At 71.0% G+C, this 24,053-nt stretch carries 25 protein-coding genes and 1 pseudogene; 8 read left to right on the top strand and 18 right to left on the bottom strand.

Annotated elements, in window-relative coordinates:
* Positions 1-49: 49 nt before the first annotated feature.
* Positions 50-859 carry an NAD-dependent epimerase/dehydratase family protein gene (locus tag ACFU5K_RS26535; RefSeq protein WP_384066022.1) on the top strand — a complete coding sequence of 270 codons (810 nt, stop codon included), beginning with the start codon at positions 50-52 and terminating at the stop codon, positions 857-859.
* A gap of 123 nt (positions 860-982) precedes the next feature.
* A complete protein-coding gene (locus ACFU5K_RS26530) occupies positions 983-2,194 on the top strand; it encodes a TerD family protein (protein ID WP_384066020.1) in 1,212 nt (403 codons plus the stop codon).
* Between the two features lie 132 nt (positions 2,195-2,326).
* Here the strand turns inward: ACFU5K_RS26530 and ACFU5K_RS26525 are convergent, their stop codons facing one another.
* The 3 genes from ACFU5K_RS26525 to ACFU5K_RS26515 all read right to left on the bottom strand — a co-directional run bounded on the left by ACFU5K_RS26525 (position 2,327) and on the right by ACFU5K_RS26515 (position 6,095).
* Complete coding sequence (locus tag ACFU5K_RS26525; protein ID WP_014156926.1) at positions 2,327-2,557, bottom strand: hypothetical protein; 231 nt, start codon at positions 2,555-2,557, stop codon at positions 2,327-2,329.
* A 404-nt stretch (positions 2,558-2,961) separates the two neighbouring features.
* Positions 2,962-4,440, bottom strand: a complete 1,479-nt coding sequence (locus ACFU5K_RS26520) for an alkaline phosphatase PhoX (protein WP_384066018.1) — start codon at positions 4,438-4,440, stop codon at positions 2,962-2,964.
* Positions 4,441-4,628: 188 nt separating this feature from the next.
* Complete coding sequence (locus ACFU5K_RS26515) at positions 4,629-6,095, bottom strand: hypothetical protein (protein ID WP_384066016.1); 1,467 nt, start codon at positions 6,093-6,095, stop codon at positions 4,629-4,631.
* Between the two features lie 550 nt (positions 6,096-6,645).
* Between ACFU5K_RS26515 and dapA the strand changes: the two genes are divergently transcribed.
* Entirely contained in the window at positions 6,646-7,533 is an 888-nt protein-coding gene (gene dapA / locus ACFU5K_RS26510; protein ID WP_384066014.1) for a 4-hydroxy-tetrahydrodipicolinate synthase, read from the top strand.
* On the opposite strand, the gene dapD is transcribed toward dapA, so the two are convergent.
* Together dapD and ACFU5K_RS26500 are read right to left on the bottom strand one after the other, a co-directional pair.
* The gene (dapD, locus tag ACFU5K_RS26505; protein ID WP_384066012.1) at positions 7,530-8,528 is read right to left on the bottom strand and encodes a 2,3,4,5-tetrahydropyridine-2,6-dicarboxylate N-succinyltransferase; all 999 of its coding nucleotides are present in this window, start codon (positions 8,526-8,528) and stop codon (positions 7,530-7,532) included. The genes dapA and dapD overlap by 4 nt on opposite strands.
* Positions 8,525-9,751 (bottom strand): MFS transporter, encoded by a 1,227-nt coding sequence (locus ACFU5K_RS26500; protein ID WP_384066010.1) that lies wholly within the window; start codon positions 9,749-9,751, stop codon positions 8,525-8,527. Before ACFU5K_RS26500 ends, dapD begins: the two co-directional genes overlap by 4 nt.
* An 89-nt stretch (positions 9,752-9,840) precedes the next feature.
* Between ACFU5K_RS26500 and ACFU5K_RS26495 the strand changes: the two genes are divergently transcribed.
* On the top strand, positions 9,841-10,719 hold the full coding sequence (locus ACFU5K_RS26495; RefSeq protein WP_384066008.1) for a winged helix-turn-helix transcriptional regulator: 879 nt from the start codon (positions 9,841-9,843) through the stop codon (positions 10,717-10,719).
* A 6-nt stretch (positions 10,720-10,725) separates the two neighbouring features.
* On the opposite strand, the gene ACFU5K_RS26490 is transcribed toward ACFU5K_RS26495, so the two are convergent.
* Both ACFU5K_RS26490 and ACFU5K_RS26485 read right to left on the bottom strand, forming a co-directional pair.
* Complete coding sequence (locus tag ACFU5K_RS26490) at positions 10,726-11,277, bottom strand: TetR/AcrR family transcriptional regulator (protein ID WP_384066007.1); 552 nt, start codon at positions 11,275-11,277, stop codon at positions 10,726-10,728.
* Positions 11,277-11,597: a DMT family transporter gene (locus ACFU5K_RS26485; protein WP_384066005.1), complete on the bottom strand. Its 321-nt coding sequence runs from the start codon at positions 11,595-11,597 to the stop codon at positions 11,277-11,279. Before ACFU5K_RS26485 ends, ACFU5K_RS26490 begins: the two co-directional genes overlap by 1 nt.
* A gap of 160 nt (positions 11,598-11,757) precedes the next feature.
* Between ACFU5K_RS26485 and ACFU5K_RS26480 the strand changes: the two genes are divergently transcribed.
* Positions 11,758-12,909, top strand: a complete 1,152-nt coding sequence (locus ACFU5K_RS26480) for a hypothetical protein (protein WP_384066003.1) — start codon at positions 11,758-11,760, stop codon at positions 12,907-12,909.
* Positions 12,910-12,966: 57 nt separating this feature from the next.
* Here ACFU5K_RS26480 and ACFU5K_RS26475 read toward each other — a convergent pair whose 3' ends face one another.
* The 10 genes and pseudogenes from ACFU5K_RS26475 to ACFU5K_RS26430 form a co-directional block, all read right to left on the bottom strand.
* Positions 12,967-13,332, bottom strand: coding sequence for a VOC family protein (locus ACFU5K_RS26475; protein WP_384066001.1), 366 nt, complete (start codon positions 13,330-13,332; stop codon positions 12,967-12,969).
* Positions 13,333-13,428: 96 nt separating this feature from the next.
* Positions 13,429-13,863: pseudogene (locus ACFU5K_RS26470) on the bottom strand (hypothetical protein); the annotation flags it as partial.
* A gap of 111 nt (positions 13,864-13,974) precedes the next feature.
* Entirely contained in the window at positions 13,975-14,313 is a 339-nt protein-coding gene (locus ACFU5K_RS26465) for a metal-sulfur cluster assembly factor (RefSeq protein ID WP_093539690.1), read from the bottom strand.
* Positions 14,310-14,765, bottom strand: coding sequence for a Fe-S cluster assembly sulfur transfer protein SufU (gene sufU / locus ACFU5K_RS26460; protein ID WP_384065999.1), 456 nt, complete (start codon positions 14,763-14,765; stop codon positions 14,310-14,312). The genes ACFU5K_RS26465 and sufU overlap by 4 nt, the downstream gene beginning before the upstream one ends.
* Before the next feature lie 18 nt (positions 14,766-14,783).
* Positions 14,784-16,052, bottom strand: a complete 1,269-nt coding sequence (locus tag ACFU5K_RS26455) for a cysteine desulfurase (RefSeq protein WP_327119795.1) — start codon at positions 16,050-16,052, stop codon at positions 14,784-14,786.
* The gene (sufC, locus tag ACFU5K_RS26450; RefSeq protein WP_384065996.1) at positions 16,049-16,813 is read right to left on the bottom strand and encodes a Fe-S cluster assembly ATPase SufC; all 765 of its coding nucleotides are present in this window, start codon (positions 16,811-16,813) and stop codon (positions 16,049-16,051) included. The genes ACFU5K_RS26455 and sufC overlap by 4 nt, the downstream gene beginning before the upstream one ends.
* A 7-nt stretch (positions 16,814-16,820) precedes the next feature.
* Positions 16,821-17,138: a bifunctional 3-phenylpropionate/cinnamic acid dioxygenase ferredoxin subunit gene (locus ACFU5K_RS26445; RefSeq protein WP_014156911.1), complete on the bottom strand. Its 318-nt coding sequence runs from the start codon at positions 17,136-17,138 to the stop codon at positions 16,821-16,823.
* Between the two features lies 1 nt (position 17,139).
* Entirely contained in the window at positions 17,140-18,321 is a 1,182-nt protein-coding gene (gene sufD, locus ACFU5K_RS26440; RefSeq protein WP_384065994.1) for a Fe-S cluster assembly protein SufD, read from the bottom strand.
* A gap of 67 nt (positions 18,322-18,388) precedes the next feature.
* Entirely contained in the window at positions 18,389-19,810 is a 1,422-nt protein-coding gene (gene sufB, locus ACFU5K_RS26435; RefSeq protein WP_327119774.1) for a Fe-S cluster assembly protein SufB, read from the bottom strand.
* A complete protein-coding gene (locus ACFU5K_RS26430) occupies positions 19,807-20,556 on the bottom strand; it encodes a helix-turn-helix transcriptional regulator (RefSeq protein WP_384065991.1) in 750 nt (249 codons plus the stop codon). Before ACFU5K_RS26430 ends, sufB begins: the two co-directional genes overlap by 4 nt.
* Before the next feature lie 234 nt (positions 20,557-20,790).
* Between ACFU5K_RS26430 and ACFU5K_RS26425 the strand changes: the two genes are divergently transcribed.
* From ACFU5K_RS26425 to ACFU5K_RS26415, 3 genes are all read left to right on the top strand, one after another.
* Positions 20,791-21,717: an ABC transporter ATP-binding protein gene (locus tag ACFU5K_RS26425; protein WP_384065989.1), complete on the top strand. Its 927-nt coding sequence runs from the start codon at positions 20,791-20,793 to the stop codon at positions 21,715-21,717.
* The gene (locus tag ACFU5K_RS26420; protein WP_384065987.1) at positions 21,714-22,481 is read left to right on the top strand and encodes an ABC transporter permease; all 768 of its coding nucleotides are present in this window, start codon (positions 21,714-21,716) and stop codon (positions 22,479-22,481) included. The genes ACFU5K_RS26425 and ACFU5K_RS26420 overlap by 4 nt, the downstream gene beginning before the upstream one ends.
* An 81-nt stretch (positions 22,482-22,562) precedes the next feature.
* Positions 22,563-23,543 (top strand): heme A synthase, encoded by a 981-nt coding sequence (locus tag ACFU5K_RS26415; RefSeq protein WP_384065984.1) that lies wholly within the window; start codon positions 22,563-22,565, stop codon positions 23,541-23,543.
* Positions 23,544-23,621: 78 nt separating this feature from the next.
* On the opposite strand, the gene ACFU5K_RS26410 is transcribed toward ACFU5K_RS26415, so the two are convergent.
* Positions 23,622-23,987, bottom strand: a complete 366-nt coding sequence (locus ACFU5K_RS26410; protein ID WP_384065983.1) for a hypothetical protein — start codon at positions 23,985-23,987, stop codon at positions 23,622-23,624.
* Between the last annotated feature and the right edge of the window lie 66 nt (positions 23,988-24,053).

The raw sequence follows: 24,053 nt of genomic DNA, 5'->3' as shown, positions 1-24,053 counted from the left end.
CCCCCCCCCCCATCCGCACGCACCGCGCCAGCACCGAGGAGATGCCCGTATGCCCGCTCCCCGCACCGTCCTGCTCACCGGCGCCGCCGGTGGCCTCGGCACCCTGATGCGGGGGCTGCTTCCCGCCTACGGCTACGGCCTCCGGCTGTTCGACCTCACGCCGATCGAGGGCGAACCCGACGCCGTCACCGCCGATCTCTGCGACAGGGACGCACTGCGGGAGGCGATGCGGGGCGTAGACGCGGTCATCCATCTCGCGGGCATCTCCCTCGAAGCCTCGTTCGACAAGATTCTGCGCGCGAACATCGAGGGCACGTACAACCTCTACGAGGCGGCGCGCGAGGAGGGCGTGCGGCGCATCGTGTTCGCGTCGTCCAACCACGCCGTCGGGTACACCCCCCGCCCGGTTTCCGGTGATCCGCTGATCCCGGTCGGGACCCCGCGCCGCCCCGACACCTTCTACGGCCTGTCGAAGTCCTTCGGCGAGGACCTCGCCCAGTTCTACTGGGACAAGCACGGCCTGGAGACCGTCTCGGTGCGCATCGGCTCCTGCTTCATGGAGCCGACCTCGGTGCGGATGCTGTCGGTCTGGATGAGCCCGGGCGACGGGGCGCGCCTCTTCCACGCGGCCCTGACCGCCGAGGACGTGCGCCACACCGTGGTGTACGGCTCGTCGGCCAACACCCGCCTCTGGTGGGACCTGTCGACGGCCCGCGCCCTCGGCTACGACCCGCAGGACGACTCCGAGCAGTACGCCGCCGGGCTGGTCGCCCAGCACGGCGAGCTGGACCCGGAGAACCCCGAGCACGCCCGTATCGGCGGCCACTTCGTCACGAACCCGCCGATCTGGCCCCACTAGTGCGGGGTCGCCCCGCCCGCGCCCCCGCCGGGGCGGGCCGGGCCCGCGGCGGCCGCTGAGCCGTACGGAGCAAGTCCCGGAAGGTAAGGGAACGGCAAAGCCGGGTCGTTCGTTACCCCGTGCATGACCGCAATGACCCCCGGCTCGAACATCCCTCTCTCCGCCGCCCGCGTGGCGGTGGACGTTGCCGCGCCCGTGCGGCTCGACGTCTCGGGCCTGCTGCTCACCGCCGACGGCAAGGTGCGCTCCGACGACGACTTCATCTTCTACAACCAGCCCTCGGGCCCCGGTGTGACCTACCGCTCCGGCGGCGGTTCGGCGCCGGACGCGATCGTGGTGGACACCACCGCGGTCCCCCCGGGCATCGAGAAGATCGTCGTCACGGCGAGCCCCGATGCGGCGGGCCAGACCTTCCAGGGCGTGGAGCCCACCGCCACCGTGCGCAACGCCGACGACGGCAGCGTGCTCGCCACCTTCACCCCGCCCCAGCTGGGCGGCGAGACGGCGCTGGTGGTCATCGAGGTCTACCTGCGCAACGGCGCCTGGAAGGCCCGCGCCGTCGGCCAGGGCTACGCGAACGGCCTGGCCGGCATCGCCACGGACTTCGGCGTCACGGTGGAGGAGCCCGCGGCAGCCGCGCCGCCCGCACCCGCCGCGGCTCCCCAGGCACCGCCCGCCGCTCCCCCGACGGCCGCTCCGCTCGACCCCCGGATCGCTCCCCAGGCACCCGCCGCGCCGCCCGCACCCGTGGGCTCCGGCAAGATCAACCTGGACAAGGGCCGGATCAGTCTCCAGAAGAACCAGACGGTGTCCCTGGTCAAGGCCGGGAAGCCGCTGCTGTCCCAGGTCAAGATGGGCCTCGGCTGGGAGCCCGCCTTCCGCGGAAAGGACATCGACCTCGACGCCTCGGTGATCGCGTACGGCCCCGACCGCAAGCACCTGGACAGCTGCTACTTCGGCAAGCTCTCCATCCTGAACGGCGCGATCAAGCACTCCGGCGACAACCTCACGGGTGAGGGCGCCGGCGACGACGAGGTGATCGTCGTGGACCTCGGCCGGATCCCCGCCGACGCGACCGGCCTGGTCTTCACGGTGAACTCGTTCACCGGCCAGAAGTTCAGCGAGGTCGCGAAGGCTTACTGCCGCCTGATCGACGCGGCCACCGACGAGGAGCTGGTCCGCTTCGACCTGACCGGCGCGGAGCCGCAGACCGGCGTGATGATGGCCAAGCTGATCAAGCAGTTCTCCGGCGAATGGGAGATGACCGCCATGGGCGAGTTCGTGAAGTCACGGACCGTCCGGGGCATGGTCAAGCCCGCGGCCAAGGCCCTGTAAACCGTCACCGGACGCCGGAGCCGGCGGTCGGGTGCCCCGGAAACGGCTTCCGGGGCACCCGACGGGTTTCCCCTCAGGTGCCCCGGATCCGGAGAATTTCCGGTCGGACGCTTTGCGTGCTCGTCCTCCTTCTCAGAGCTTGGTCAGCTTGGAGTACGGGCTCAGGATCCTCCCCTGTCGCCCCGAGAAGTCGATGAGCACTGCGTCGTTGTCGCCCTCGACAGCGAGGACTCGGCCGAGTCCGAACTGGTCGTGCGACACCCTGTCGCCCACATCGAAGCATTCGACCGGTGGGGCCGCCTGGGCCGGGCGGTTGAAGGGACTGGAAGGCAGGTGACGCCGGGAACCGGCTGACTGTTTCATTACGGTCGAGTATGCGCCCTGTAAGCCCCCGACGCCATGCCCGACCGCTCCGGAGCGGTCAGTAGTGCCGGATTCGTAATCAGCAGTTCCGGCCCGAACCCCGGTCCTGGCCCCTTCGCGCGGGGGGAGTGTGCGGATCGCCGCACCGCAAAGACCCCCGAAGGTGTGGCTGCTCACGCCCATCGCCTGCAGGCGCCCGGCCAGGTCGGCCGGACGCGCACGGTCGGCACCCGGCTCCCGCCCGTGGGGCGCGGATGAACCCGAACGGCCGGTGGGCACCGTCCACCCGCTCGGCCCCTTGCCCGCCTCCACCGGCCGGAGCACCGCCCCTCCGCACGAAACGGGAACACGCGTGCGGCGCGCAAGGGGATGCCCCTGACGCGCCGCAGGCGGCCGGAAGCGTGTCAGTGCTTGTGCGGCTGCCGCTTCCACGGGCCGGTGACGGCCAGCATGATGCCCGGCGTCTGGATGTTGGCGAACAGCGTCTTTCCGTCCGGCGAGAAGGTGACCCCGGTGAACTCGCTGTACGACGGCTCCTCCGCCGTGCCGACGTTCAGCTCGTTTCGCGCGATCGGGTAGGTGCGGCCGCTCTCGGTCGCACCGAAGAGGTGCTGGACGCCCTCCCCGTCCTCCGCGATGACCAGACCGCCGTAGGGCGAGACGGTGATGTTGTCGGGACCGTCGAAGGCCCCGTCCTTCGACGGGTCGGCGTTGACGCCGAGGAGGACCTTCAAGGTCAGCGTGCGGCGCTTGGGGTCGTAGAACCAGACCTGGCCGTCGTGCGCGACCGGGCTCTCGCCGCGGGCGAACGAGGAGACGATGTAGGTGCCGCCGTCGCCCCACCACATGCCCTCGAGCTTGCGGGCGCGGGTGACCTGGCCTTCGGAGAACTGCTTGCGCACGGAGACGGTCTTCGCGTCACGGTCGGGTACGTCGACCCAGTCCACGCCGTAGACCGTGCCGGTCTTCGTGGCGCGGGACAGGTCGTCGACGAACGTGCCGTTCTTGTCGAAGCACCGGGTGGCCTGCAGGACACCCGCGTCGTCGGCGAGGGTGCGCAGCTTGCCGCGGCCGTGCTTGAAGCCGTGCGGCGGCACCCAGCGGTAGAGCAGTCCGTTGGGACCCGACGCGTCCTCGGTGAGGTAGGCGTGTCCGAGCTTGGGGTCGATGACCACGGCTTCGTGGGCGTACCTGCCGAAGGCTTTGACGGGGCGCGGGTCGCGGTTGGCCCGCTTGTCGTACGGGTCGACCTCGAAGACGTATCCGTGGTCCTTGAGCAGGCCGTTCTTACCGGCCCTGTCCTCGGTCTCCTCGCAGGTCAGCCAGGTGCCCCACGGCGTGCTGCCGCCGGCGCAGTTGGTCGACGTGCCCGCGATGCCGACCCACTCGGCCGTGCGGCCGTCACGGCGGGTCTCCACGACGGTGCAGCCGCCGGCGGCGACCGGGTCGTAGACGAGGCCCTCGGTGAGCGGCACGGGGTACTCCCAGCCGGCCCGGGTGCCGCTCAGCTCGTGGTTGTTGACCAGGAGGGTGACGCCGCGGGCTCCCTCGAATGCCGCGGTGCCGTCGTGGTTGGAGGGGGTCGACTCCCCCGTCTCCAGCTTCGTGACGCCAGTGTGGGTGACCACGCGGTAGGAGAATCCGGCGGGCAGCGCGAGGATGCCCTTCGGGTCGGGGAGCAGCGGGCCGTAGCCCAGCTTCCCGCCCTGGTCGTGACCGTGGTCATGGTCGTGGTCATGACCGAGGCCGTCGTGGCCGTGGCGTGCGTCCTCGGCCGCCAGGGCGCCCGGCGCCGTCGCCAGCGCGCCCACGGCACCGGTCAGGGCGATACCGGCGCCGGTCAGAGCGGACTGTCTGGTGAATTCCCTGCGGCTGAACGACATCGCGGACTCCTGCTGTTGCGTGACCGGGTGAGCTGGCGTGTAAACGCTCCACCCGCCGCACCAACAGGAGTTGAACGACGCACGACGTACGGCGGGCCCGTACGCCAAGCCGAACGGCTTTTGCGTACGAACCGGGCCGGCCCGCACTCTCCCGACCGGCCCCCTCGTGGCCGAAAGCGCCCCTGCGCTCAGCCGTTCCCGCGTGAGCGGGCCTTGAAGGCGGCCTTGCGGGCGTCCTTCGCACTCTTGCGGTCACGGTGCAGCCGCCCCATCGCCTCCAGCACCTCGGCGGTCGCGGGGTGGTCCACCCGCCACGCCTCGTCCAAGAACCCGCTGTGCTGGCCCGAGAGGCCCTCGACGAGCTCCTGGAGCTCGTCCATCTCGCCCTCGGCGTCCAGCTGGGCGGCGATCGTGTCGACGGCGAGCCAGAAGATCATCGACTCCGGGGGCGCGGGCACGTCGGCTGCTCCGCGCTCCGCGAGCCAGACCCGCGCGAGACCGCCGAGCTCGGGGTCGTCCAGGACCGCGCGGACGGCGGGCTCCGCCTCGGCCCCGGCGAGGGCGAGCGCCTGCTGGCAGTGGAGTCTGCGCAGAGGGGCGCGCCGGTCGGCTCCGCGGGCCGCACTCAGGAGCTCGGCCGCGGCGGCCTGTGCCCCGTCGGCCCCGCGCCCGCCGAGCCACAACCCGATCTCGGTGCGCGCGGCGTCCTCCGGGTAGTGGGCGATGCCGCCGAGCAGTGCGTCGGCCCCCTTGTCGGCGAGGTCGCCGACGGCCGGCGCGTCCACCCCCGCCTCCAGCATCCGCTCGCGGATGCCGTAGAGGCCGAGCGGAGTCAGCTTCACCATGCCGTAGCGGGTCAGGTCCTCGTCGTCGACCGGCGGCGACGCCTCCTCCCCCTCCTCGGTCAGCAGGGTCTCGTCCACCGGCACGTACTCGACGATCCCGATGGGTTCGAGGACCCGGAACTGGTCGTCCAGCCGCATCATGGCCTCCGACACCTGTTCCAGGACGTCGTCGGTGGGCTCGTCCATGTCGTCGGGCACCACCACGGAGGCGGCGAGGGCGGGCAGCGGTACGGGGGCGCCGGCGGGCCCCACCTCCGAGAGGGTCAGCAGGTAGAGGTTGCCCAGCACCCCGTCGAGGAGGTCTGCCTCGGCCTCCGGGTCCCAGTCGAGGGCGTCGAAGTCGACACTGCCGTCCTCGCCGATGAGGTCGGCGAAGTCGTCGAACGCCGGGGCCGTGGCGTCCGCGTGCACGGCGTCCAGGCCGTCGAGCCAGATCGCCAGGACGTCCTGCGGCGATCCGGAGGTCAGCAGTGCCAGGTTCTCCCCGGCGGTGACGGTCCCCTCCGCGGCCCCGTCCTCCTGCTCGTCCTGCGGGTCCTCCACGTCCACGAGCCCCGTGTCGACGGCGAGGCGCCACGCCTCGCTCGCGTAGGCCGCGCCGTCCTCGTCGGCTGCGAGACCGAGGTGCTCCGCAGCCTCGGGCAGCTGCGCGTCGACGAGTTCGCCACCCGCGCCCACCCGGGTCGCGGGCCCCGCCCAGCGGGCGAGCCGGGCGGCACGGGCGAGCAGCGGTGCGGCCAGCGCGTCCCGGGCCAGCTCGGCCTCGGTGTGCAGCCGCACCGGCGGCAGGGAGGGGGGCTCTGCGGACATCTGGGGGTTCTCCTCGGGGCGTGCGCGGGCTCTGTCACGGCCGGATCCCGTGCCATGGGATCCGGGCCGCCGCCCAGCGTAGACGCATTTCGTCGGGTGCCGCCGGGTGTTGCCGAGGGCCTGCCCCGGTTCCGGGCACGGGCGCCCGGCGACGGACCGCACCGCCCTTCGGGCTGTGGCGGGTGAGCCCGTCGCTGCCACCGGCCGGGGGCACTCGCGGACCGGCGTCCCCGTCGGGTCGGGCACCTGGGGAGCAAGGCCGTTCAGCCGGTGGTGGCCGGTCACCGCAGTAGGCGAGGGTGAGCACGACGGCACGGGCGAACATCACCGTCTCGACCGGCCCCATGTCCACGACCTCGCCGGAGGCGGGGCAGCCGTCCGACGGCACCCCGGGCTCCGGGCCATCCTGTGTGGGCCCGTCCGCCGAGGCTGCAGGCCACGGGGCTCCGTGCCGCGGCCGGCTCCCCCTCCCGACCGTTCAGCGCTCCTTGGCCGTCACCCCAAGCAGAACTAAGTGGACCCGTACGGACCGGGAGCCGAGACTGCGGAGATGACATCCCACCGGGCAGGGCCCTTCGGCCGCACCCTCTGCGCCATGATCACGCCGTTCACCGACGCCGGTGACCTGGACCTGGACACCGCACGCCGTCACGCCGCCGGCCTGGTCGCGGACGGCTGCGACGGACTCGTCCTCAGCGGCACCACGGGCGAGTCGCCGACCACGACGGACGAGGAGAAGGGCGCCCTGCTGCGGGCGGTACGGGAGGCGGTGGGCGACTCGGTCCCGCTCGTGGCGGGGGTCGGCGGCCCCGACACACGGCACACGGTGCGTCTCGTCCGGGAGGCGGAGGCAGCGGGGGCGGACGGACTGCTCGTGGTGACGCCGTACTACAGCCGGCCCCCTCAGGAGGCGGTCGAGGCGTACTTCCTCAGGGTCGCGGAGTCCACCGGCCTGCCCCTGATGCTGTACGACATCCCCGGCCGCACCGGCACGAGGATCGAACCGGCGACCCTGTTGCGCCTGGCGGAGCACCCGCGCGTCGTGGCGGTCAAGGACTGTTCCTACGACCTGCTCGCGGCGACGAAGGTGATGGCGCGGACCTCACTGGCGTACTACTCGGGCTGCGAGGAACTGAACCTCCCGCTGTACGCGCTGGGCGGCGCCGGCTACGTCAGTACGGTCGCCAACGCGGCGCCGCGCCGGATGCGGGCCGTGCTGGACGCGTTCGACGCCGGCGACACGGCGGAGGCCGCCCGCCTCAACGCGCTCAACATCGCCCTCGTCGAGGCGATGATGGCCTCCGGCCTGCCGGGCGCGGTCACGGCGAAGGCCCTGCTGGACGCGGGACCGGTCCGCGAACCGCTGCAGCCCGCCGGGCGCGAGGCGACCGACGGGCTGCGCAGGGTCTACGACGAACTGATCTCCGCTACAGGCTAGTTGTGGCTGTGGAGTACGTCGTTGAGCCCGCCCCACACCGCGTTGTTCGGGCGGGCCTCGACCGCGCCGGACACCGAGTTGCGGCGGAAGAGGATGTTGGAGGCGCCGGAGAGCTCGCGGGCCTTGACGACCTGTCCGTCCGGCATCGTGACCCGGGTGCCGGCCGTGACGTAGAGCCCGGCCTCGACGACGCACTCGTCGCCGAGCGCGATCCCGACCCCGGCCTCCGCCCCGACCAGGCAGCGCTGTCCGATGACGATGCGCTCCTTGCCACCGCCGGACAGCGTGCCCATGGTGGACGCGCCGCCGCCGATGTCGGACCCGTCGCCGACGACGACACCCGCGGAGATCCGGCCCTCGACCATGGAGGTGCCGAGGGTGCCCGCGTTGAAGTTGACGAAGCCCTCGTGCATCACGGTCGTCCCGGCGGCCAGGTGGGCCCCGAGCCGGACCCGGTCGGCGTCGGCGATCCGCACGCCCTTGGGCGCGACGTAGTCCGTCATCCGGGGGAACTTGTCGACCGAGGTGACCTGGAGGTGCAGCCCCTCGGCGCGGGCGTTGAGCCGGACCTTCTCCAGGTCGTCGACCGCGACCGGACCCAGCGAGGTCCAGGCGACGTTGGCGAGGAAGCCGAAGATGCCGTCGAGGTTCTGCCCGTGGGGCTGCACCAGGCGGTGCGAGAGCAGGTGCAGCCGCAGGTAGGTGTCGTGGGCGTCGAGCGGCTTGTCGTCGAGCGAGGAGATGACCGTGGACACGGCGACGATCTCCACCCCGCGGCGGGCGTCCACACCGATGGCCCTGGCGGCGCCCTCGCCGAGGCGGTTCACCGTCTCCTCGGGGCTCAGGCGCTGGGTGCCGGCCGGGCCGGGCTCGGCGGTGAGCTCGGGAGCGGGGAACCATGTGTCGAGGACGGTGCCGTCACCGGCGATGGTGGCGAGGCCGGCGGCGACGGCGCCGGTGGTGCGGGCGGAGCCCTGGGAAGTCGTGTCGGTCATGACCGAAACCTAACCGCCCGGGGCCCGCGCGGGCGAACCGGTCTCATCGTCAGGGAGGGTTCACGCGTACGGCGCGCGGCCAGTACGGCGACGCCCGCGCCGCAGGCGAGGACCGCGCACAGGGGCCAGAGCAGCCCGGGCGAGGCCGCGTACAGCGCTCCCCCCAGGGGTGGCGCGAGGACCTGGCCGCTGATCGAGGCTCCGGCGTAGAGGCTCTGGAAGCGGCCCTGGGCGTGGTCGGGTGCCTGGTCGGCGACGTAGGCCGTGGCCGTCGTCTTGTAGAGGATCTCGCCCGCGGTAAGGGACACCATCATCGTGACGGCGAACAGCACCCCCGCGCCGGGTATCAGCACCGCGTATCCGAGTCCCACCAGGAGGAGGCCGACTCCGACGACGGTGAGGGGTGCCCGTCGGCGCAGCAGGTGGGCTGCGGGGAGCTCGAGGCAGAGGATGACGCCCCCGTTGACGGCGATCAGCCAGCCGTAGAACTGGGTGCCGTGACCGTGGTCGGCGAGGAAGACCGGGAGTGTGGAGTACTGCTGGCGGTAAACGAGGTCGACGCAGACGATCGCGGCGAGCAGCACGAGCACCGCGGGCCTGGCCCGGAGTTCGCTCCACAGGCCAGGGGCACGCGGGTCGTGCGCCGGCCGCGCGCGGACGGTACCGCGGGCGGGCAGGACCGCGGCGGCGTATGCCGCGAAGAGCAGGGTGCCCAGACCGTCGGCCAGGAAGAGCCAGTCGTAGGAGTAGCGGCCGGCGATCAGCGCGCCGAGCGGCGGCCCGACGACGAAGCCACCGTTGGAGGCGAACCGGGTGAGGGCGAAGCTCGGGCGGCGGGCGCCGGGCGGGACGGAGACCGCGACGAGGGTGGCGTTCGCCGCCCGGACGACCCCGGAGGCGTACTGCGCGAGGGGCAGCACCGCGTACAGGGCCGGGACGGGCAGCGCGGGGAGGGTGACGAGCGCGGCGCCGCTCACGCAGGCGCCGGTCAGGAGCATCCGCCGGTGGCCGAACCGGTCGCCGAACCAGCCGCCGGTGAAGTTCCCGGCGACCAGGCCGAGTCCGCCGACCCCGCTGATGACCCCCGCCTCGGCGACGGACAGGCCGCGCGGACCGGTGAGGTAGACGAAGAGATAGACGAAGGTGAAGCTGACGAGGGCGTTGAGGAAGGCGCCGAACGCCAGGAGCCGCACCGTGCCCGGTACGTCGCGCAGCATGCTCATCCCGTGCCCCCCGTGGCAGTGAGTTCCTTTTGGGAACGGACTATGGCAGTGTCACTCCCGCAGGTCAACCGAGAAGAAGGGCGAACACCGTGCCTCAGCGCACCAGCCTGGCCGACGCCGACTGCGCGATCGCGCAGGCCCTGGACGTCGTGGGCGACTGGTGGACCCTGCTGATCGTGCGCGACGCCGCGCGCGGCGTGCACCGCTTCGACGCGCTCCAGCAGGAACTGGGCGTGTCACGCAAGGTGCTGACGGAGCGTCTGAAACTGCTGACGGACGCCGGCGTGCTGGCCCGGCAGCCCTACCAGGACCGCCCGGTCCGTCACGAGTACCGGCTCACCCCACGCGGCCGCGCCCTGCTGCCGGTGCTGATCGCACTCCAGGACTGGGGCGACACCTGGGTACTCGGAGAGGGAGAGACGATGGCGACGGCCGAGCAGGACTCCGACGAGGCGGCGCGCGTGCGGGCCCTGGTGGGCACCAGGCTGCCCGCGCTCGAACTGCTCGACGACGAGGGCGGGTCGCGCGATCCCGTCGCCGCCACCCCGTACACCGTCCTGTACTGCTTCCCGAGCGCGTACGCCCGCAGGGACGCCTATCCCCCGGGCTGGGCCGGGATCCCGGGGGCGAGCGGCTGCACCCTGGAGTCGTGCACCTACCGCGACCAGCTGGCCGAGTTCACCGCGGCGGGCGCGACGGTGCACGGCGTCTCCACCCAGCGCCCCGACGAGCAGCGGGCGTTCGCGGAGAAGGAGGGGCTGCGCTTCCCGCTGCTCTCCGACGCCGGGCTGACGTTCACGGCGGCGCTGCGGCTCCCGACGTTCCGCGTGGCGGGCGTGAGCCGGCTGAAGAGGCTGACGCTGGTGGTGGACCGGGACCGCACCGTGGTCGAGGCGCTTTACCCGATCTCGGACATCGAGGCCAGCGTGCGGGCCGCGCTGGAGGCCGTGCACGGGCACTCCGCCTGAGCCCGCTCAACGGCCGGGTGATCCTGCGGCGACCCGCGACAGCATCTCCCTGGCGTACGCGGCGTCGAAGTCGCCCCCGGTCAGCAGGACCTGGAGGCTGATGCCGTCCAGCAGCGCGACGAGCGCCCGTGCGGTGGCGGCGTCGGTGCGCCGGGCGACGACCTCGGCCAGACCGTCGGCCCACTCCGCGGCGACCGGCCGCAGGGCGGGCCGGCGCAGGGCGGCCAGGTAGAGCTCGTACTCCAGCTCCATCGGTCCGCGCCCGCCGGCGAACCACTCCTCCAGCAGCCGCGTCAGCTCGTCGGCGAGCGGCACCTCCGGGTCGCGGAGGTACGCGCTCTCGCGTACGGTCCGGGCGAAGTTCTCGTTGCACCGGCGCAGGGCCGCCACCAGCAGCTCGTCGAGCGAGGCGAAGTGATAGGTCGTCGAGCCCAGCGGCACGTCGGCCTCGGCCGCGACCGTGCGGTGACTGAGCCCCGCGATGCCCCGGGCCGCGACGACGCGGATGGCCGCCTCGATGATGCGCTCGCGCCGCCCGGGGTCGTACCGGCGGGCCATCAGTGCGCCCCTCCGAGGTTGAGGACCACGACCCCCGCGATCACCAGCGCGATGCCCGCCAGTTTGAGGAGGCTCGCGGACTCGCCCATCCAGAGGATGCCGATGACGGCGATCGCCGCGGTGCCCGTGCCCGCCCAGATGGCATAGGCGGTGCCGATGGAGAGCGTCTTGAGCGTCTGGGCGAGCAGGGCGAAGGCCAGCACGTAGCCCACGACCGTCACGAGCGAGGGCCAGAACCGGGTGAAGCCCTCGCTGTACTTCATGGCCGTAGTCCCGGCCACCTCTGCGGCGATGGCCGCGGCAAGCAGTCCGTAACCCATGCGTACCAGCGTACACAGCGTTGCGTACGGCCGTACGCAACTCCGGCGCATCCCTGCGGTGACCGGGCAGGACGGGTTCCAGGGTTCCCACGGGACGCTACGGTGTGCGCACCGGTACGACCGGATGATGATCGGACCACAACAACACAACGGAGTAGCAGTGGCGCAGGACGCAGGGTGGGGCGGCGGCGTGTACGGAGGCGCACCGTACGGCGGAAGTCCGTACGGGGGACCTCCGGGATGGGGCGGCTGGGTGCCGCCGCCGAAGCCGGGGGTGATACCGCTCGCCCCGTTGAAACTGGGGGACGTCCTGAACGGGGCGTTCTCCACCATGGGCAGGTACTGGAAGCAACTGTTCGGCATAGCGGGCGCGTTGTACGGCGGTGCGGCGCTGGTGATGGCCGCGGCGGTGGCGGTGGCGTACTCCGCCGTCGCGCACCACATGACCGAGCTGGCCTCGCTCGGCTACGGAGAGGACCCCACGTCGGCGGACGTCGTGCCGCTGGTGATCGCGGGCGGCGTCCTGGTGCTGCTGGGCATCGTGGTCATGTCGGTGGTCTCGGGCCTGATGTACGCGGTGGTGCCGGCCGTGCTCCAGGAGGCGGTCCTCGGCCGGCCCGTCGCCTTCGGGACGGTGTGGCGCCGGGCCTGGGCCCGTGTCGCGCCGGTGATCGGCGCGTTGGTCCTCACGGCCCTGATCGTGGTCGTGCCGATGGTGCTGATCCTGGTCGCCTTCGTCGGGGTGATCATCAGCGTGGTCGCCATGGACGACGGCGGCGGCAGCGGCGGTTCCGTCACGGCGATCACGCTGGGCGTCATCGGCGCCCTGGCGACCGGTCCGGTGGCCACCTGGCTCTGGATAAAGTTCTGCCTGGCGCCGGCGGTCGTGGTGTTCGAGGGGCAGCGTCCCGTCGCCGCACTGCGCCGCTCGGCCCAGCTGGTCCGCGGCGACTGGTGGCGGATCTTCGGCATCACGCTCCTGGCCGGCCTGATGGCGTCCACGGCCGGTTATGTGATCCAGATGCCGTTCTCCCTCCTCGGCATCTTTCCCGGCATGATCGGCACCGCGTCTCTCGACGACGACCCGAGTGCGGCGGCGGTGGTGATCGCGTTGAGTGGCTACCTGGTCGCGACGCTGCTGGGACAGCTCGTGAGCCAGATCATCTCGACGACGTTCCCCCAGCTGGTGACCGGCCTGCTGTACGTCGACAGGCGCATGCGTACGGAGGACCTCGGCCCGGTCCTCGCCCAGGCCGCCGGCACTCCGGCCACGCCGCCCCCGCCCTTCGAGGGCGGCATCCCGCAGGAGTGACCGCCACCGGGGCCCCACCTCACACGCGGACCGTGGAGCACGGTGGGGCTCCGGCGGTCAGTCCAGCAGCGTCTTCTTCGGCCGGAGCACGCAGAACTCGTTGCCCTCCGGATCCGCCAGCACCACCCAGGTGACGTCCCCGCCCTGCCCGACATCCAGCCGCCGGGCCCCCAGCGCGATGATGCGCTCGACCTCGGTGGCCAGGTCGTCGGGGGAAAGGTCGATGTGCAGCCGGTTCTTGGCCGTCTTCCCCTCGGGCACGGGGACGAAGCACATGCCCGGCAGAGCGGTCTCATCGGCCCCGATGACGATCTCGACCTCGTCCTCGAAGAGGATCCGCCAGTCCAGCACCTCGCACCAGAAGCGGGCGAGGGACGGCAGGTCGTGCGTGTCGACGGTGAGTTGGTACAGACGAACGGCCATGCCCGCCAGTCTGCTGGGGGTCCCCCCGGCTCGCAAGACACGGGGGCAGGCACGGCCGTTGTCCGGTGGAACACCCTCTCGAGCGGACCCGGGCGGTCAGTTCCCCACGGTGAACCAGGTGGCGCGGGACTTCTTCCACTCCGCGTGGTCCAGGTCCTTGGCCTCCGTGCCGTCCCCGTACAGGTCCGCGGCACCGGCGTCCGTGATCACCTGCGCCCGCGTGCCCGCGACCGTCAGATCCGGCACCGAGACGACGGCCTCCCAGCCGCCCGGGTCGGTGGTGGGCAGCGTCGCCCGCCGGACCGGTGCGTGTCCGGCGACGCCGTCCCAGCTGTAGAGGGCGTACGGGTCGGAGCTGTCGTCGGCCTCCCAGGAGCCGGCCACGACCAGGTACTGGTCGGCGGCGTTCTTCCGGATGTCGCGGATGGTCAGCCCGCCGAGGTCAAGCTCGATCGGCGTGCCGAAGACGGCCTTCGTGCCGCTTCCGGTCACCTTGTCCAAGTTGGTCACGGGCACGATCAGGGCCTTGCCGCTGAGCAGGCTCCGACCCGGGCGCGAACGGCGTGCACACGTCATGCGTACGGGGGACAACAACGCACGACGGCCCCGGCATCAAGCCGGGGCCGTCCGTGACGTCGTGGATCAGACGTTGAAGCCGAGCGCGCGAAGCTGCTCGCGGCCGTCGTCGGTGATCTTGTCCGGACCCCACGGCGGCATCCAGACCCAGTTGATCCGCAGCTCGTTGACGATGCCGTCCGTCGCGGACTTCGCCTGGTCCTCGATCACGTCGGTCAGCGGGCAGGCCGCCGACGTCAGCGTCATGTCGAGGGTGGCGATGTTGGCGTCGTCGATGTGGATGCCGTAGATCAGGCCCAGGTTGACGACGTCGATCCCCAGCTCGGGGTCGACCACGTCGTACAGGGCCTCGCGGACCTCCTCCTCGGAGGCCGGCTTGGTGGTGAGAGTCTCGTTGTCGCTCATGCCGTCTTCCCTTCGGACAGCGCCTGCGCCGTCGCATCCTTCCACGCCATCCAGCTCAGCAGCGCGCACTTGACCCGGGCCGGGTACTTGGAGACGCCGGCGAACGCCACAGCGTCCTCCAGCACCTCCTCCATCGCGTCGTCCGGCTCCAGCTGGCCCTTGGACTGCATCAGTTCCAGGAACGCCTCCTGGATCCTCTGCGCCTCGCCGAGTTCCTTGCCCACGAGCAGCTCGTTGAGCACGGACGCGCTGGCCTGGCTGATGGAGCAGCCCTGACCCTCGTAACTGACGTCGGCGATGGTCTCGCCGTCGTATTTCACGCGGAGTGTGATCTCGTCGCCGCACGTCGGGTTGACGTGGTGCACCTCGGCGTCGCCGTCCCGCAGGCCACGCCCGTGGGGGTGCTTGTAGTGGTCCAGGATCACTTCCTGGTACATGGAATCAAGCTTCACCAGTCAACCCTCTGCCGTCTAACCGAAAAAGTTCCGCACGTGCTCCAGCCCGTCCACCAGGGCGTCGACCTCGGCCGGCGTGGAGTACAGGTAGAACGACGCCCGCGTCGTCGCAGGAATTCCGTACCGCAGGCAGACCGGCCGGGCGCAGTGGTGTCCGACCCGCACGGCGATGCCCTGTTCGTCGAGTACCTGCCCCACGTCGTGGGGATGGATGTCCCCGAGCGTGAAGGAGATCGTCGCGCCCCGGTCCTCGGCCGTCGCCGGGCCGATGATCCGGAGGTCCGGGACCTCCAGGAGCCGGCGCACCGCGTACTGGGTGATCGCCTGCTCGTGGCGGTGGATGTTCTCCATGCCGATCGAGGTGAGATAGTCCACGGCCGCGCCGAGGCCGACGGCCTGCGCGATCGGGGGCGTACCCGCCTCGAACTTGTGCGGAGCCGGCGCGTACGTCGAGGAGTGCATCGACACGGTCTCGATCATCTCGCCGCCGCCGAGGAACGGCGGCAGGTCCTCGAGGAGCTCCTGCCGCCCCCACAGGACGCCGATCCCGGTCGGGCCGACCATCTTGTGACCGGTGAAGGCCACGAAGTCCGCCTGCAGTGCCTGCACGTCGAGCACCATGTGCGGGGCGGCCTGCGAGGCGTCTATGCAGACCAGCGCGCCGACCTGCTGGGCACGCCGGATGATCTTCTCGACCGGGTTGACCGTGCCCATGATGTTGGAGACCAGCGTGAAGGTGACGATCTTCGTCTTCTCCGTGATGATCTCATCGATGTTCGACAGGTCCAGCCGGCCGTCGTCCGTGATGCCGAACCACTTCAGCTTCGCACCGGTGCGCTGCGAGAGCAGCTGCCACGGCACGATGTTCGAGTGGTGCTCCATCTCGGTGGTGACGATCTCGGTGTCACTGTCGACCCGATAGGGCTCATCCGCCCAGCCGAGCATGTTGGCGACGAGGTTGAGCGACTCCGAGGCGTTCTTGGTGAAGATCACCTCGTTGCGGCTGGGGGCGTTGATGAAGGCGGCGACCTTGTCGCGGGCGCCTTCGTACAGCGCGGTGGCCTCCTCCGCGATGGTGTACACACCGCGGTGGACGTTGGCGTTGTGCCGCTCGTAGTACTCACTGAGGGCGTCGAGGACCTGGCGCGGCTTCTGCGAGGTCGCCGCGCTGTCCAGGTACACGATCTTCTTGCCGTCGTGGACCGTGCGGTCCAGGATCGGGAAGTCCTTGCGGATCGCCTCGGTGTCGAGGAGGCCGGAGAGCCCCTGTCGGGCGTCAGTCACGCGGAAGCGCCACCCTTCACATATGCCTCGTAGCCCTCGTTCTCCAGCTTGTCGGCGAGCTCGGCGCCACCGGACTCGGCGATGCGGCCGTTGGCGAAGACGTGCACGAAGTCGGGCTTGATGTAGCGGAGGATCCGCGTGTAGTGCGTGATCAGCAGGGTGCCGACCTCGCCGCGCTCGCGCACCCGGTTGACGCCCTCGGACACGACGCGCAGGGCGTCGACGTCGAGGCCGGAGTCGGTCTCGTCGAGGATGGCGATCTTCGGCTTGAGCAGCTCCAGCTGCAGGATCTCGTGGCGCTTCTTCTCACCGCCGGAGAAACCCTCGTTGACGTTCCGCTCGGCGAAGGCGGGGTCCATCTGGAGCTCGGCCATCGTCTCCTTGACCTCCTTGACCCACGTCCGCAGCTTGGGGGCCTCACCGCGGACGGCGGTGGCGGAGGTGCGCAGGAAGTTGGAGACCGAGACACCGGGGATCTCGACCGGGTACTGCATGGCGAGGAACAGGCCGGCGCGGGCCCTCTCGTCGACGGACATCTCCAGGACGTCCTCGCCGTCCAGGGTCACCGTGCCACTCGTGATCGTGTACTTGGGGTGACCCGCGAGCGAGTAGGCGAGGGTGGACTTGCCGGACCCGTTGGGGCCCATGATGGCGTGCGTCTCGCCCTGCTTCACGGTCAGGTCGACGCCCTTGAGGATCTCCTTCGTGGCGTTGTCGGCCTCGACGGAGACGTGCAGGTCGCGGATTTCAAGCGTTGCCATGGGTGACTCAGGACTCCTGTGTGACGGAGACGAGCACATCGTCCCCTTCGATCTTGACGGGGTATACGGGGACGGGGCGCGTCGCGGGAAGACCGGACGGCTTGCCGGTGCGGAGGTCGAAGCTCGATCCGTGCAGCCAGCACTCGATCGCGCAGTCCTCCACCTCTCCCTCGGACAGCGAGACGTTCGCGTGCGAGCAGATGTCGTTGATCGCGAACACCTCGCCCTCCGTGCGGACGACGGAGACCGGCGTGCCGTCGAGCTCCACCCGCTTGGGGGTGTCGTCCTCCAGCTCGCTCAGCGCACAGGCTTTGACGAAGGCCATGTCAGACCGACGCCTTCAGCTCGGCCTCGATCTTGTCGAGAAGCCGGGCCTCGACGTCGGGGAGACCGATCTGCTGGACCAGCTCGGCGAAGAAGCCGCGCACGACGAGCCTGCGGGCCTCCTCCGCCGGAATACCGCGGGACTGCAGGTAGAACAGCTGCTCGTCGTCGAAGCGGCCGGTCGCCGAGGCGTGGCCGGCGCCGACGATCTCGCCGGTCTCGATCTCCAGGTTGGGCACGGAGTCGACCCGGGCGCCGTCGGTCAGAACCAGGTTGCGGTTCATCTCGTAGGTGTCGGTGCCTTCGGCGGCGGCCTGGATGAGCACGTCACCGATCCACACCGCGTGTGCGCCGTCGCCCTGCAGAGCGCCCTTGTAGGCGACGTTGGACTTGCAGTGCGGGGCGTTGTGGTCGACGAGGAGGCGGTGCTCCTGGTGCTGGCCCTTGTCGGTGAAGTAGAGCCCGAACAGCTCGGCCTCGCCGCCGGGGGCCGCGTAGGCGATCCGCGGGTGGAGCCGGACCAGGTCGCCACCGAAGGTGACGACGATGGACTTGAAGGAGGCGTCACGGCCGACCAGCGTGTTGTGCTGGGCGACGTGGACGGCCTTCTCGTCCCAGTCCTGGACGGATACGACGGTCAGCTTCGCTCCGTCGCCCAGGACGTAGTCGACGTTGGCCGCGAGCACCGCGTCACCGGTGTGGTCGATGACGACGACGGCCTCGGCGAAGGCACCCAGTTCGATGAGCTGGTGGCCGTAGGCCACGCCGCCCTGCCCGTGCACGGCGATCCGGATCGGCTCGGTGAGCACGGCCTCCTTGGCGACGGTGACGACCGAGGCCTGCTGGAAGGCCGAGTACGCCTGCGCGGCGACACGGTCCACCGGCGTGCCGGCCTTGCCGAGTCGCGCGTCGTCACGGCCGACCGTCTCGACCGTCACGCCCGACGGCGCCTCGATGACGACCTTGACGCCGTCACCGGTGGCGACGGCGGTCCCGTCGTGCAGTCCGCGCAGTCGCTCCAGCGGCGTGAACCGCCATTCCTCCTCGCGGCCGTGCGGGACCGCGAAGTCCGCGACGTCGAAGGACGGGGGGGCGCTCATGCGCGTGGCGACGGTGGACTCGGCCGCCACCGCGATGGACCCGGCGGTGGTGGAGCCCGCAGGGATTTTCTGAGCCTCAGCCATGGCTGTCGTAGTGCTCGCTTTCTCAGTCAAGAACTCTCGGGGACGATCGGCGGACGGCGGGGCCGTACTAGCCGACCGAGCCCTCCATCTGCAGCTCGATCAGCCGGTTGAGCTCGAGGGCGTACTCCATCGGCAGCTCCTTGGCGATCGGCTCGACGAAGCCGCGCACGATCATCGCCATGGCCTCGAACTCGGTCATGCCGCGGCTCATCAGGTAGAAGAGCTGGTCCTCGGAGACCTTGGAGACCGTCGCCTCGTGTCCCATCGACACGTCGTCCTCGCGGACGTCGACGTAGGGATAGGTGTCGGACCGGGAGATGGTGTCCACGAGCAGCGCGTCGCACAGCACGTTGGACTTGGCGCCGGGCGCGCCCTCGCCGATCTCGATCAGACCGCGGTAGGAGGTACGCCCGCCGCCTCGCGCCACCGACTTGGAGACGATGTTGGAGGAGGTGTTCGGCGCCATGTGCACCATCTTGGCGCCGGCGTCCTGGTGCTGGCCCTCGCCCGCGAAGGCGATGGACAGGGTCTCGCCCTTGGCGTGCTCGCCCATCAGGTAGACGGCCGGGTACTTCATGGTGACCTTGGAGCCGATGTTGCCGTCGACCCACTCCATGGTCGCGCCCTCGTACGCCACGGCGCGCTTGGTGACGAGGTTGTACACGTTGTTCGACCAGTTCTGGATGGTCGTGTAGCGGCAGCGGCCGCCCTTCTTCACGATGATCTCGACGACCGCGGAGTGCAGGGAGTCCGAGGAGTAGATCGGAGCGGTGCAGCCCTCGACGTAGTGGACGTAGGCGTCCTCGTCGACGATGATCAGCGTCCGCTCGAACTGGCCCATGTTCTCCGTGTTGATACGGAAGTAGGCCTGGAGCGGGATCTCGACGTGTACACCCTTCGGCACGTAGATGAAGGAGCCGCCGGACCACACGGCGGAGTTCAGCGAGGCGAACTTGTTGTCACCGACGGGGATGACGGTGCCGAAGTACTCCTTGAAGAGCTCCGGGTGCTCCTTCAGCGCGGTGTCGGTGTCCATGAAGATGACACCCTGCGCCTCGAGCTCCTCGTTGATCTGGTGGTAGACCACCTCGGACTCGTACTGCGCGGCGACACCGGCGACCAGGCGCTGCTTCTCCGCCTCCGGGATACCGAGCTTGTCGTACGTGTTCTTGATGTCCTCGGGCAGGTCCTCCCAGGACTCCGCCTGCTTCTCCGTGGACCGCACGAAGTACTTGATGTTGTCGAAGTCGATCCCCGACAGGTCCGAGCCCCAGTTCGGCATGGGCTTCTTGCCGAACAGCTTCAGACCCTTGAGCCGGAGGTTGAGCATCCACTCCGGCTCGTTCTTCTTCTCCGAGATGTCGCGGACGACAGCTTCGGACAGGCCGCGCTTCGCCGCCGCGCCTGCCGCGTCGGAGTCGGCCCAGCCGAATTCGTACGTGCCCAGGCCATCGAGCTCAGGGTGGGCAGTCTCCGTGGGGAGCGTCATGCGGGGTTCCTCCCGGCCGTGCTTGCGGATGCTGAATGAGCGGTCTGTGAAGTCTGTGGTGCTGCGGGGCCGCTGCGCGGAACGAACGTCGTGCACACCCCGTCGCCGTGGGCGAGGGTGGCGAGACGCTGTACGTGGGTCCCCAGCAGGCTGGAGAAGAATTCCGTCTCCGCCTCGCACAGCTGCGGGAACTTCTCGGCGACGTGCGCGACGGGGCAGTGGTGCTGGCACAACTGCTCGCCCTGCTGGGGCCCCGGCGCGCTGCGCGCCGTAGCAGCGTACCCGTCGGCCGACAGGGCCTTGGCCAGCGCCTCGGTGCGCGATTCGGGGCCGGCGGCCTCGACGACCGCGCGGTACGTCTCGGACTGGGCGGCCATCCTGGCGCGGGCGAAGGCGACGAGCGCCTCGTCCCCCGCCGTGTCGGCGATCCAGCGCAGGGCGTCCGCGGCGAGCTTGTCGTAGGACTGGTCGAAGGCGTCCCGGCCGCAGTCGGTGAGGGCGAAGACCTTGGCCGGACGGCCACGGGTCCTGGCGCCGTACACCCGCTGCTCACGGGCCTCGACCACATCGTCGGAGACGAGGGCGTCGAGGTGCCTGCGCACGGCGGCCTGGGTCAGCCCGACGCGCTTGGCCAGATCGGCGACGGTGGACGGGCCGTGGTCCAGGATGGAGCGCGCGACCCGGTTGCGCGTCGAACGCTCACCGGTCGCGAGTTCCTCCTGGGGAGCCTCGCCAACGTATTTCACAACGCCATTGTTGCGTAATTCCCTCGGACGTGACAACCCACCCCGGAACCGGGCGCGGTGCCCTTCATCACTTAGGTGTACCTAAATTGACCTGCGGAAACAGCTGATCACGGCAGCCCGGCGCAGGTGAGGGCGCTCCCGGGGGGCCGGCCGCCGCACCGGCGGGAGTCCTCGGAAGACCCGGGGGAACCCGGCGCGCCGGGCCCCCGGACGGCCCACCTAGAATTGCCGGCCATGAGCAGTGAGCCCGTCGTACAGGCCAGGGGCCTGGTCAAGCGGTACGGCACGAAGACGGCGGTCGACGGCCTCGATCTGGAGATCTCGGCGGGCACGGTGACCGCGGTCCTCGGCCCCAACGGCGCCGGCAAGACCACCACGATCGAGACCTGCGAGGGCTACCGGCGTCCCGACGCGGGGTCCGTGAGGGTCCTCGGCCTCGACCCCGTCGCCGACGCGGCCCGGCTCCGCCCCCGCATCGGGGTGATGCTGCAGTCCGGGGGCATCTACCCGGGTGCCCGCGCCGACGAGATGCTCCGCCACACGGCCAGGCTCCACGCCCATCCGCTCGACGTCGACACGCTCGTCGAGCGCCTCGGGCTCGGCAGCTGCGGCCGTACCGTCTACCGGCGGCTCTCCGGTGGCCAGCAGCAGCGCCTCGCCCTGGCCATGGCCGTCGTCGGCCGCCCCGAGCTGGTCTTCCTGGACGAGCCGACGGCGGGCCTCGACCCGCAGGCCCGGCGCTCCACGTGGGACCTGGTCCGCGAGCTGCGGGCCGACGGCGTGTCCGTCGTCCTCAGCACGCACTTCATGGACGAGGCCGAGGCGCTCGCCGACGATGTCGCCGTCATCGACGCCGGGCGCGTCATCGCCCAGGGCAGCCCGGAGAAGCTGTGCCGCGGCGGCGCCGAGAACACCCTGCGCTTCACCGGCCGGCCAGGACTGGACCTCGCCTCGCTGCTCAAGGCGCTTCCGGACGGCAGCGAGGCCGCGGAGCTCACGACCGGCGCCTACCGCATCACCGGGCGGATCGATCCCGAACTGCTGGCGACCGTCACCAGCTGGTGCGCGCAGAACGGCGTGATGCCGGACGGCATCGCGGTGGAGCGGCACACACTGGAGGACGTCTTCCTCGAACTGACCGGCAAGGAGCTGCGCGCATGAGCGCCGGTACGTACACCCCGCGCCCCGGCGCCGCCCCGCTCTCCCGCATGATCGCCGCCCAGGCGGCCCTGGAGACGCGGATGCTCCTGCGCAACGGTGAGCAGCTGCTGCTCACCGTGGTCATCCCCACGCTGCTGCTCGTCCTGTTCGGCACCGTCGACATCGTCGACACCGGCGCGGGCGAGCCGGTCGACTTCCTGGCCCCGGGCGTCCTCGCCCTCGCCGTGATGTCCACGGCCTTCACGGGCCAGGCCATCGCGACGGGTTTCGAGCGGCGCTACGGGGTGCTCAAGCGGCTGGGCGCCTCGCCGCTCCCCCGCTGGGGCCTGATGACGGCGAAGACACTCTCGGTACTGGTCACGGAGGTGCTCCAGATCGTCCTGCTGACCGCGATCGCCTTCGCGCTGGGCTGGTCACCGGACGGCAACCCGTTCGCCGTGGTGCTGCTCCTGCTGCTGGGCACCGTGGCCTTCTCCGGGCTCGGCCTGCTGATGGCCGGAACGCTGAAGGCCGAGGCGACGCTGGCGGCGGCGAACCTGGTCTTCCTGCTGCTCCTGGTCGGCGGCGGGGTGATCGTGCCGCTGGACAGGTTCCCGGACGCGGCGCAGTCGGCGCTCGGACTGCTGCCGATCTCGGCGCTCTCCGACGGCCTGCGGGACGTCCTCATGCACGGCGCGGCGATGCCCTGGGGCGACGTGGCGGTCCTGGCCGTGTGGGCGGTCGTGGGGCTGGGCGCCTCGGCCCGGTTCTTCCGCTGGGAGTGAGCCGGCCGGGTCCGGGGAGATGTCCGGGCTCAGCCGGGAATGCCCACCCCTCGTGAAAACATGCACAAGCCGTTCCCTACGATGGGGCGCGTGGAAACCCCCATCTCCTTCATCGCCAAGCGCTGGACGCCGTCGGTGAGGACCGCCAAACGGGCCGCGCTCGCCGCGGTGGTGATGAGCGTCTTCATCATCATCACGGGCGGTGCGGTCCGTCTCACCGGTTCCGGCCTGGGCTGCGACACCTGGCCCAAGTGCACCGACGACAGCCTCTTCGCCACCCCCGAACAGGGCCTGCACGGTGCCATCGAGTTCGGCAACCGGATGCTCACCTACGTCCTGTGTGCGGCCGTCGGCTGGGCGATCATCGCGGCGCGCTCCGTGAAGCCCCGCCGGCGCGGTCTCAGCCGCCTGGCCTGGTCGCAGTTCTGGCTGGTGATGGGCAACGCCGTCATCGGCGGGATCACGGTCTGGGCGGGTCTGAACCCCTGGTCGGTGGCCGGGCACTTCCTGCTCGCCAACTGCCTCCTCACGGTCACCGTCATCACCTGGGTACGGATGGGCGAGGGCGACACGGCTCCGCGCCCCCGCGCGCCGCTCCCGGTGCGCCGGCTGGCCTGGGCCGTCGTCGCGGTGACGGCCGTCCTGATCGCGCTGGGCACCACCGTGACCGGTTCCGGCAAGCACGCCGGGGACAGCAGCGACGTACCGCGCATGCCGTGGGACTGGAGCGCCGCCGCCCACGTGCACGCCGTCGCGGCCTGGGTGGTCTGCCTCCTGGCCGTCGCGATGTGGTTCGCCCTGCGCGTCGTGGACGCCCCCGCGGACACCCGCGCCCGCGCCCGCGACCTGCTGATCGTGCTGCTCGCGCAAGGCGGGATCGGCTACGCGCAGTACTTCAACGACGTGCCCGGGATCCTGGTGGGCTTCCACATGCTCGGCTCGTCCCTCCTGTGGATCGCGGTGCTGCGCCTGCTGCTGTCGCTGCGCGAGCGCCCCGTTGCCGGACCGGGCGTTCCCGCCCCGGCGACGGAAGACCTGCCGGAGCACGCGGCCGCGCGCTGACCCGCCCCCAGCACGGCCACGGCCCCCGTCCGGCGCGGACGGGGGCCGTCGCGTACCCGCAGGAGGCCGGCCGCGTGCTCAGCCCTTGCTGTTGGAAGGTCCGCCGACCTGGATTCCGGCCATCCGGGACCACTCGTACGGGCCGGTGCGGACCTTCGCGGCGAAGTCACCGTCGAAGTCCTCGTGCACTGTGATGCCCGCCTTCCGCGTGGCACTCTCCGCCACCGCGTAGGAGGGAGCGACCAGGTCGCCCCAGCCCCCGTCCTCGCCGACCAGCACGATACGGGTGCCCGCCTGGCCGAGGTGGGCGAGCTGCCCCTCGGCACCGCCGTGCGCCCGGGCGAAGGCGCCGATCTGCTTCGCGAGCCTGGCCGCCCTGCGCTCCGCGCGGGCCGCCTGCCTGCTCTCGTCCGACTGGGTCCGGGTCTCTGCCGTCTCTGCCATGAACAGGATGCTACCGACGGGTAGATCAACTGGCGACGGGCGGGGGACGTGGCTTCGGCCACGTCC

The sequence above is a fragment of the Streptomyces sp. NPDC057428 genome, assembly GCF_042803195.1.
Classification (GTDB): domain Bacteria; phylum Actinomycetota; class Actinomycetes; order Streptomycetales; family Streptomycetaceae; genus Streptomyces.
This window is presented reverse-complemented; position numbering and strand designations above follow the sequence as displayed.

Bases quoted from the DNA above. Each gene is read 5' to 3' on its own strand.
- ACFU5K_RS26445 (WP_014156911.1), bottom strand. From the start codon at position 17,138: ATGGCCTTCGTCAAAGCCTGTGCGCTGAGCGAGCTGGAGGACGACACC.
- ACFU5K_RS26535 (WP_384066022.1), top strand. From the start codon at position 50: ATGCCCGCTCCCCGCACCGTCCTGCTCACCGGCGCCGCCGGTGGCCTC.
- ACFU5K_RS26530 (WP_384066020.1), top strand. From the start codon at position 983: ATGACCGCAATGACCCCCGGCTCGAACATCCCTCTCTCCGCCGCCCGC.
- ACFU5K_RS26465 (WP_093539690.1), bottom strand. From the start codon at position 14,313: ATGAGCGACAACGAGACTCTCACCACCAAGCCGGCCTCCGAGGAGGAG.
- ACFU5K_RS26485 (WP_384066005.1), bottom strand. From the start codon at position 11,597: ATGGGTTACGGACTGCTTGCCGCGGCCATCGCCGCAGAGGTGGCCGGG.
- ACFU5K_RS26475 (WP_384066001.1), bottom strand. From the start codon at position 13,332: ATGGCCGTTCGTCTGTACCAACTCACCGTCGACACGCACGACCTGCCG.
- ACFU5K_RS26420 (WP_384065987.1), top strand. From the start codon at position 21,714: ATGAGCGCCGGTACGTACACCCCGCGCCCCGGCGCCGCCCCGCTCTCC.
- ACFU5K_RS26425 (WP_384065989.1), top strand. From the start codon at position 20,791: ATGAGCAGTGAGCCCGTCGTACAGGCCAGGGGCCTGGTCAAGCGGTAC.
- ACFU5K_RS26410 (WP_384065983.1), bottom strand. From the start codon at position 23,987: ATGGCAGAGACGGCAGAGACCCGGACCCAGTCGGACGAGAGCAGGCAG.
- ACFU5K_RS26490 (WP_384066007.1), bottom strand. From the start codon at position 11,277: ATGGCCCGCCGGTACGACCCCGGGCGGCGCGAGCGCATCATCGAGGCG.
- ACFU5K_RS26500 (WP_384066010.1), bottom strand. From the start codon at position 9,751: ATGAGCATGCTGCGCGACGTACCGGGCACGGTGCGGCTCCTGGCGTTC.
- sufB (WP_327119774.1), bottom strand. From the start codon at position 19,810: ATGACGCTCCCCACGGAGACTGCCCACCCTGAGCTCGATGGCCTGGGC.
- dapD (WP_384066012.1), bottom strand. From the start codon at position 8,528: ATGACCGACACGACTTCCCAGGGCTCCGCCCGCACCACCGGCGCCGTC.
- dapA (WP_384066014.1), top strand. From the start codon at position 6,646: ATGACATCCCACCGGGCAGGGCCCTTCGGCCGCACCCTCTGCGCCATG.
- ACFU5K_RS26415 (WP_384065984.1), top strand. From the start codon at position 22,563: ATGGGGCGCGTGGAAACCCCCATCTCCTTCATCGCCAAGCGCTGGACG.
- ACFU5K_RS26525 (WP_014156926.1), bottom strand. From the start codon at position 2,557: ATGAAACAGTCAGCCGGTTCCCGGCGTCACCTGCCTTCCAGTCCCTTC.
- sufD (WP_384065994.1), bottom strand. From the start codon at position 18,321: ATGGCTGAGGCTCAGAAAATCCCTGCGGGCTCCACCACCGCCGGGTCC.
- ACFU5K_RS26515 (WP_384066016.1), bottom strand. From the start codon at position 6,095: ATGTCCGCAGAGCCCCCCTCCCTGCCGCCGGTGCGGCTGCACACCGAG.
- sufC (WP_384065996.1), bottom strand. From the start codon at position 16,813: ATGGCAACGCTTGAAATCCGCGACCTGCACGTCTCCGTCGAGGCCGAC.
- ACFU5K_RS26520 (WP_384066018.1), bottom strand. From the start codon at position 4,440: ATGTCGTTCAGCCGCAGGGAATTCACCAGACAGTCCGCTCTGACCGGC.